This is a genomic window from Dactylosporangium sp. NPDC049742, from assembly GCF_040674675.1.
GTDB lineage: Bacteria > Actinomycetota > Actinomycetes > Mycobacteriales > Micromonosporaceae > Dactylosporangium > Dactylosporangium maewongense.
Window position 1 is genome coordinate 1 of record NZ_JBFANF010000142.1, and the last position, 7,555, is coordinate 7,555.

Sequence of the window (7,555 nt, forward strand, 5' to 3'; positions counted from 1 at the left end):
CGTCCGTCGAGGGCGGCGGCGAAGGCGGCGGCGAACCCGGCGGCGCCGGTGTCGGCGGGGAGCGTCTCGGCGACGCGTTCGAGGCGGACGACCTCGCGGACGCGGGCGCCGGAGGCCGCGGCCAGGCCGGCGTCGCCGAGCAGGTCCGGGTCGTCGAGGCCGGTGTCGACGAGCAGCTCGGCGAGGCCGGCGGCGCGCAGCAGGGCCTCGGTCGCGGCCCGCCAGCCGAGCTCGGCACGGCGGGCCAGGTAGTCGCCGGCGGGCGCGTGGACCGGCAGGCCGAGGGCGGGGGCACACCAGCGGCGCACGGCGAGCCCGACCCGGCTGTCCAGATAGGACACACCCGGCGGGGGTGGCAGGTCGGCCTCGGTGCAGGCGGTCTCGAACGCGGCCCGGTCGAGGTCGCGGGCCAGCACCCGGTGACAGTGCCCGTCGATCAGCCCGTCGATCAGTACCTCCACCGGGTCGCCTCGACGATCTCCTGCGGGGTCGCGCCGGCGAACCGGTCGGCCTCGGCGAGCTGGACCGCGCAGTACGCCTCCAGCAGCGCCGGTCCGAGCAGGCCGGGCAGCAGGTCGTCGGCGCGCAGCGCGGCGACTGCGGCGGCGGCCGTCTCCGGCAGCCGTTCGGGGCGGCGGTCCTCGGGCAGCAGCGCCGGGTCGCCCGGCACCTCGGCCGGCAGGCTCAGGTCCTGCCCGCACGAGGCGGCGACGATCTCGGCCACGGCGGCGACGACGAGGTACGGGTTGGCGGCGCCGTCGCAGCACTTGACCTCGACGTTGGCGGCCCGGTCGCGTTCGCCGGGGCTGCCGGTGACCAGCCGCAGGGCGGCCTCCCGGTTCTCGTGGCCCCAGCAGCGGAACGGCGCGGCCCAGCGCTGCGGCTCCAGCCGGAGCCGGCTGGCGGCGCCGGGGGCGGCGATCGCGGCGAGCGCCGGCAGCCGCCGCAGGAGCCCGGCGAGGGCGGCCTCGCCCGCCGGGCGCAGCCCGTATGGCCCGTCTCCGCCGCTGAACAGCGCCTGCCCGTGGCGGCGGGCCGAGACGTGCAGGTGGTCGCCGTTGCCGACCTGACCGGCGGTGACGACGGGGGCGAACGACACCCGCAGGCCGTGCCGCTGGGACACGGCCCGGACGGTCTGGCGGACCAGCACCGTCCGGTCGGCGGCGAGCACCGGGTCGGCGGCGGCGACGGACACCTCGAACTGGCCCGGCGAGTACTCCGGGTGGATCTGGTCGACGGGCACGTCCTGCGCGTCGAGGGCCTGGAACAGCTCGTCGAGGTAGGCCGACGCCTCGACGACCCGGGTCACGCCGTAGGCGGGGCCGGTCGCGGCCGGTTCGCCGACGACGGTGGCGAGGTACCACTCCACCTCGAACGCCATCCGCAGCTCGAGGCCGAGCGTGGCGGCGCGGGCGGCGGCGGTGCGGGCCAGCGTCCGCTGGCAGCACGGCCACGGCTCGCCGTCCTGGGTCCGCCGGTCGGCCGGCGCCCAGGCCCAGCCCGGCTGGGCGGCCAGGACGGTGACGCGGTCCAGGTCGGGGAACAGCCGCAGGTCCCCGGCGGGCCCGCCGACGTGTTCGCTGGTGGTGGCCGAGTCGTCGACGAGGAACACGTCGAAGACCGGCGACATGCCGACACCCCAGGCGGCCGTGTGGGCGAGGCGGCCGACCGGCACCGCCTTGACCCGGGTGACGCCGGCGTTGTCGACCCAGGTGAGGGCGACCGCGTGGACGCCGCGGGAGGCCAGCTCGGCGGCGATCCGGTCGGCCCGTGCGGTGTCGTCCATCGAGGCGTCCTTCCCGGAAGCGGGCGCAGGGCAGATGGACACCTACCCGCGCCGCACCCGCTGAACCGGGAAGGCGTTCACCGAACCTGTTGGGGCACCAGGTCGAGCGCGGCCTCGACGGCGACCTCCTCCATCCCGCGCAGGAACGCCTCCGCGTCGCCGGGCGAGACGAAGTGGGTGTCCATGAACACGGTGATCTGGATCGTGTCCGGCACGTCGTCGATGTGGACGAACAGCCGCTCGAACGGGTCGTCCTGCCGGATCGTCCAGCGGAACGTGGTGTGGCCGCCGGAGAGCGCCTCGCGGATCTGGTCCGGCGTCGGGGCCGGGCCGGTGGCGCCCGCCCGGGTGGTGATGCGCCGGTCGTTGTAGAAGCAGCCGAGGTCGAAGTCGGGGTCCCGCTCCGCGGCCACTCTCGCGATCAGGTCCTGCAGGTGTACGGGATGGAAGTAGGCGTGCTTGTACGCCGTCATCGCCGCCCGCTGGGTCCGCGCCAGCGCCTCGGAGAACGGTACCCCCGCGACATCCAGCGCGCAGAGGCCGCTCTCGGCGACGGTGCACACCACGTCGGCGAGGGCGGGGCGGAACCGGTTGTTCACCGTGGGCCGGAACACCACCGGGTTGATCCCGGTCATCCGGTGCAGCGCCACCCCGTAGACGGCCATCAGCACCGGCGAGGCGTCCATGCCGGCCCGGGCGGCGATCGCCTGCGTCGCGAGGTGCAGCGCCTGGGACCTGAACTCGCCCCGCCAGTGGCGTGGCTGCCGCGGGTCGTCCGAGCCGGCGAATCGGCGGGCCGGGATGGTCCGCAGCAGCCGTTCCCAGTAGCGCAGCGCCGCCTCGTTCTGCCGGACACCGGCCGGCGAGCGCTGCCAGCGGGCCTGCTCCAGCGGCTGCATCCCGTTGACCGGCGTGGCCACCCGCGCGCCGGACTCGGCGATCATCACCGCGGCGCCCGAACCGTCGGTGACCAGGTGGCACATGATGGCGACGAGATGCGTCGGCTGCCCGGACCGGACCACCACACCCATCCGCATCGGCCACTGCGTCACGTAGTCGTAGTCGGTCTCCTCGTATCGCCGCCGCAGCGCGTCGGCGAGCTCCGCCGGGTCGTCGTCATCGCCCGCTTCGACGACGTCCAGCGCGATCTCACCCGAGCTGGAGACCACCTGGGACGGGCGGTCGTCGGCGTCGAAGCGCAGCCGGGTCCGCATCGGCTGGTAGCGGCTCATCAGGTAGCGGAGGTTCTCCACGACGTCGGCGAGGCTGGTGCCGTCGGGCAGCGGCGTCGCGCCGCCCATGGGCAGCCAGGAGTTCTGCCTGCGCATCGCCATCCACAGGTCCAGCTGGCCCCAGGACAGGTCGTCGACACCGGAACCCTCACCTTCGAAGGCGACCATGATCTGCTCTGCCATGCCACCGATCCTTCCGTGCCACCGCGACCCTCATCGATCAGCGCAGTATCGTACAGTTTCTTTACAGATAGGTGCACGGCGATGCCGGCGCTCCCGGTGGCGCGTGGCCAGGGCCCCTGACGTGCGGCAACGCGCCGGGATGACTTTGCGGGTGATCGGCAGGGCCGTACACTCGGCGGCACGTCGCCGGGTTCAGGGCGTCCTTCGGGTCCTGTGTGGCCACCCGGTGGCGAGGTGGCCGCCGGCGCCGCCCGCTTCCTTGCCCGACTCAACCCCGCCACGTGCGCGCCTGCCGCGTGGCGTGGAGTCGCCTGTGCCTTCTCCGGCCGGCGGCCGAAGCCTAGGGAGATCATGAGAAAAGCAGTCATTACCGTGGGAGTGGTGTGCGCCGCGCTCATCGCGTTCATGCTCGCCGTCAAGCACCCGTCCCGGTCGTCTCAGTCGCTGCAGACGGGCAACGGGCTCGGGCTCCATGTCAGCGGCAGGAACATCGTCGAAGGCAACGGCAACCGCTTCGTCATGCGCGGCGTCAGTCACCCGTACGCCTGGCACAAGGACCAGAACCAGGCGTTCGCCGACATCAAACGGCTGGGTGCCAACGCCCTGCGGGTCGTGCTGACGAACGACGTCGGCGCCGGCGAGGTGTCCGACGTCATCGCTAGGTGCAAGGAGCACCGGCTCATCTGTGTCCTGGAGTACCACGACACCACCGGGCACGGCGAGAAGGACGACGCCACCGACCTGGACGCGGCCGCCGGGTACTGGACCGGGCTGAAGAGCGTCCTGGCCGGCCAGGAGGACTTCGTCGTCATCAACGTCGGCAACGAGCCGTACGGCAACAACGACACCGCGGGCTGGGCCGGCGCGACGAGCGGAGCGGTCAGGAAGCTGCGCGACGCCGGCCTGCGACACCTGATCATGGTCGACGGGCCGAACTGGGGACAGGACTGGTCGGGCGTCATGCGCAGCAACGCCTCGTCGGTGTTCGACAGCGACCCGCGGCGCAACATCGTGTTCTCGGTCCACATGTACGGCGTGTACGGCACCGCCTCGAAGGTCACCGACTACTACGACGCCTTCCAGAACGCCGGGCTGCCGCTGGTGGTCGGTGAGTTCGGGTGGAAGCACACCGACGGCGACGTGGACGAGGACACCATCATGAACGAGGCGCAGGCCCGCGGGATCGGATACCTGGGCTGGTCGTGGAGCGGCAACAGCGGCGGCGTCGAGTACCTCGACCTGGCCACCGGCTTCGACCCCAGCCGGCTGACCGAGTGGGGGCAGCACCTCTTCAACAGCGCCAACGGCATCAAGGCGACCGCGAAGGAAGCCACCGTCTACGGCGACCGGGCGACGGCCCGGTAGGGCAGTCGCGGGCGGGGGCACCGCGGCCCCCGCCGACCTGTATGGGCGAGGGTCCGCTACATCGGTACTACTCCGAAAGTAGGGCCGACTTCCGCACCATCACCCAAGCCACCCCTGAGCTGTCCACGGGTAGTAGCCCATCGCCCAGCGACAACGCGCACGCATGGGGAGGCGAACGTGAGAGCGTCGAAGACCGCGACTCCTGACCGGGACGCCTGGCATCATCGCGACGCCTGGCTCGCGGACCGGGAAGCGCAGGCCACAGGGCAGTCCCAGGTGACGCAGACCCTGTCCGGCCCGAGGCAGGCACGAGCGCCGCACCGCGGCCTCGCCCGCTGGCGGCCGGGGTACTGGCCGCTGATCCTGTCCTACCTGGTCGTCGTGGCGAGTGACTTCTGGTTCGTCAACCCGTTCGCCACCGGCGCGCTCAGCTGGCCGCTGACCGTGCTGTGGACGTGGCCCATCATCACCACGATCACCGGCATCGTCGGCATCCGGCGGACCCGCAGGACACTGCGCGAGTCGGAGGCCCGCTGGTCCGGCCGCGGGGTGACGGTGAGCGCGGGCTTCCTGATCGTCGTCGTCCCCACCATCGGGCGGAACGACACCTACCCCGCGCTCAAGCGCTCGGTCCAGTCCTACCTCACCTACCTGCCCCCGTGCTTCCCGCGGCTGCGGATCGACATCGTCATCGACGAGGGCTGCGAGGCGGCCGACAGGATCGCCGGGCTGGCCGCGCGGAGCGAGCTGATCCGGCTCGTCGTCGTGCCGAGCCGGTACCGCACCGCCAACGGGACGAAGTTCAAGGCGCGGGTCACCAACTTCTCGCACGAGCTGCGGATCCACGAGCGCGAGAACCGCGACGACGTGTGGGTGCTGCACATGGACGACGACACCGGTGTCGGCCCCGACACCGCCCTGACCATGGCCCGGTTCATCGAGGAGCAGTTCGAGGCCGGCGCCGACGGCAAGCACCTGGCTCAGGGCGTCCTGACGTACCCACGCGAATACGCCGTGAACACGCTCACCTGGCTCGCGGACTCCGTCCGGCCCGCCGAGGACGTCGGGCGCTTCTCGGCCTGGACCGGCAGCGGCACCCCGCGCGCCGGCGTGCACGGCGAGCTCCTGCTGGTGCGGGCGTCGATCGAGGCGACGATCGGCTGGGACTTCGGCCCCCGGAGCATCGTCGAGGACGCCCAGTTCGCGCTGATCTTCAGTGCCCGCTACAAGGGCCGGAGCGCCTGGTTCAGCGGGCGGTGCTACGGCGCGTCGCCCGCCAGCCTCCGCGACTTCGTCCGCCAGCGCGAACGCTGGTCGTGGGGGCTGACGGCCCTGGTGTTCAACCGGTCGCTGCAGCTGCGGAACCGGCTGCTGCTCGGGTACTCGGTGCTGTCGTGGGTCGTCGGCCCGATCACGAACGTCGCGGTGGTCATGTTCCTCAGCATCCTTGTCGCCGAGCGCAACACCTCGCCGGTGGCGCTCTTCATCATTCCGTTCTGGGCGCTGAACATGGCCTACACGATCTGGATGTACTGGGAGGGCCTGCGGCTCAACGCCGTGGTGTCCGGCGACGGCCGGCGCAAGTGGTGGGAGCCTCCGGTCGTCATCCTGCTGATCCCGGTCCTCGGGATGATGGAGAGCATCCCCGGACTGCGCGGATCCATGAAGTTCGCCCGGCGCACCGAACACAGGTTCATGGTCATCCGGAAGCCTTCATGACCCACAGGATCGGCCTTCGACCCGTTTCCGGCGGGTCGAAGGCCGATGTGGTGCGGGAGATGATCCGGGTGGCTATCGCGCGCCCACCGGGACCTGGAGCCGCTTGCCGCGTCCCCGCATCTCCTCGTACCAGCCCCAGTCCTCGTTCTGGTCGATGACGGTCTGCAGGAAGCCCTCGACCGTCTCCGTGCGGGCCCAGTCGCGCTGGAGCTCACACGCCACCGAGTTCCACGTCGTGGGCTGGGCTCCGGCGTGGTTGATGCGCTCGAGCGCGTTCTCGTGCGCCTCGATCGTGGTGCCGCCGAGCGCGTCGACGACCGGGAACACCTGGTATCCCTCGTTGAGCGCGTCCAGGCTCGGGAACAGCAGGCACGCCTCCGTCCACAACGCGCACATGATGAGCTTGCGGCGGCCCGTGGCCTTCACCGCGTCCAGGAACTCCTTGTCCTCCCACGCGTTGATCTGCGTCCGGTCGTACGAGGGAAGGTCGGCGATCTCGTTCCGCAACTGCGGGATCGTGTCCGGGTTCACGCCGGACTTCACGTTGACGGTCGAGAGAATGGTCGGAACATTGAATACCCGGGCGAGGCGCGCGAGGGCGATGATGTTGTTGACCATCCGGCCCGTGTCCATGGACCGCACCGTGTAGATCTGCGGCGGCTGGTAGTCGATGATGACGAGGGCCGCGTTCTCCGGAGTCAGCAGGTGGTCCTTTTCCGGGTTCCGCTTGGGCAGGCTTACCATGACGTCCTCCTAGCTGGTGCTGGGGTCGTATCCTGGTCTCCTCCGGCGCCGTGATCCGGCTCGCCCACAGCTACCCGAGCCCTACCGGATCATGCGGCGGGACTTCGCCGCGGCCCGTGACGTCCGGTCAGGCCGGTGGCAGGTACCAGCCGTACGGGCTGGGCAGCGACCCGCTGAGCCGCGCCGGCAGGTAGTGGCGCCCGAAGAGCTCGGCGACCAGGTCGGTCCGGCTCGACACCGACAGCTTCGACATGACCGACTTCAGGTGGTCGCCGACGGTGTGCACGCCGATGCCCAGCGCCCGGGCGATCTGGGCGTTGGAGCGGCCCTGCAGGACCAGCTCGGTGACCTGCCGCTCCCGGCCGTCAGCGCGTAGGCCCGCACCAGCACGTCGGCGAGGTGCGTCTGGCGGGCCGGCTCGATCACCACGGCGACCTGGCCGGCGTCGCCCCCGAGCAGGGACGCGTGCAGCAGCAGCCAGCCGCCGCCGCGCCGCGGGAGCCGGCCCTGCGCAGGGGTCGCGCCG

Annotated in this window: 7 protein-coding genes and 1 pseudogene; 2 read left to right on the top strand and 6 right to left on the bottom strand. The window is 71.7% G+C overall.

Translation table 11 applies throughout. The features are described from left to right. The 3 genes and pseudogenes from AB0J72_RS58600 to AB0J72_RS58610 form a co-directional block, all read right to left on the bottom strand. Positions 1-461: pseudogene (locus AB0J72_RS58600) on the bottom strand (amidohydrolase); the annotation flags it as partial. Further along, positions 449-1,786: a glutamine synthetase gene (locus AB0J72_RS58605; protein WP_363417881.1), complete on the bottom strand. Its 1,338-nt coding sequence runs from the start codon at positions 1,784-1,786 to the stop codon at positions 449-451. The gene AB0J72_RS58605 and the pseudogene AB0J72_RS58600, both read right to left, overlap by 13 nt. 77 nt (positions 1,787-1,863) lie before the next feature. Next, positions 1,864-3,201 (bottom strand): condensation domain-containing protein, encoded by a 1,338-nt coding sequence (locus AB0J72_RS58610; protein ID WP_363417884.1) that lies wholly within the window; start codon positions 3,199-3,201, stop codon positions 1,864-1,866. A gap of 372 nt (positions 3,202-3,573) precedes the next feature. On the opposite strand from AB0J72_RS58610, the gene AB0J72_RS58615 reads away from it, so the two are divergent. Continuing rightward, positions 3,574-4,566, top strand: a complete 993-nt coding sequence (locus AB0J72_RS58615; RefSeq protein WP_363417887.1) for a cellulase family glycosylhydrolase — start codon at positions 3,574-3,576, stop codon at positions 4,564-4,566. A 177-nt stretch (positions 4,567-4,743) separates the two neighbouring features. Next, positions 4,744-6,285 (top strand): glycosyltransferase family 2 protein, encoded by a 1,542-nt coding sequence (locus AB0J72_RS58620; RefSeq protein WP_363417890.1) that lies wholly within the window; start codon positions 4,744-4,746, stop codon positions 6,283-6,285. A 72-nt stretch (positions 6,286-6,357) separates the two neighbouring features. Here AB0J72_RS58620 and AB0J72_RS58625 read toward each other — a convergent pair whose 3' ends face one another. The 3 genes from AB0J72_RS58625 to AB0J72_RS58635 all read right to left on the bottom strand — a co-directional run. Further along, positions 6,358-7,029, bottom strand: a complete 672-nt coding sequence (locus tag AB0J72_RS58625) for a hydrolase (RefSeq protein WP_363417893.1) — start codon at positions 7,027-7,029, stop codon at positions 6,358-6,360. Between the two features lie 127 nt (positions 7,030-7,156). After that, entirely contained in the window at positions 7,157-7,369 is a 213-nt protein-coding gene (locus AB0J72_RS58630; protein WP_363417896.1) for a helix-turn-helix transcriptional regulator, read from the bottom strand. Further along, a partial coding sequence (locus tag AB0J72_RS58635) for a hypothetical protein (protein WP_363417899.1) occupies positions 7,291-7,555 on the bottom strand: 265 nt, incomplete at its 5' end. The genes AB0J72_RS58630 and AB0J72_RS58635, both read right to left, overlap by 79 nt.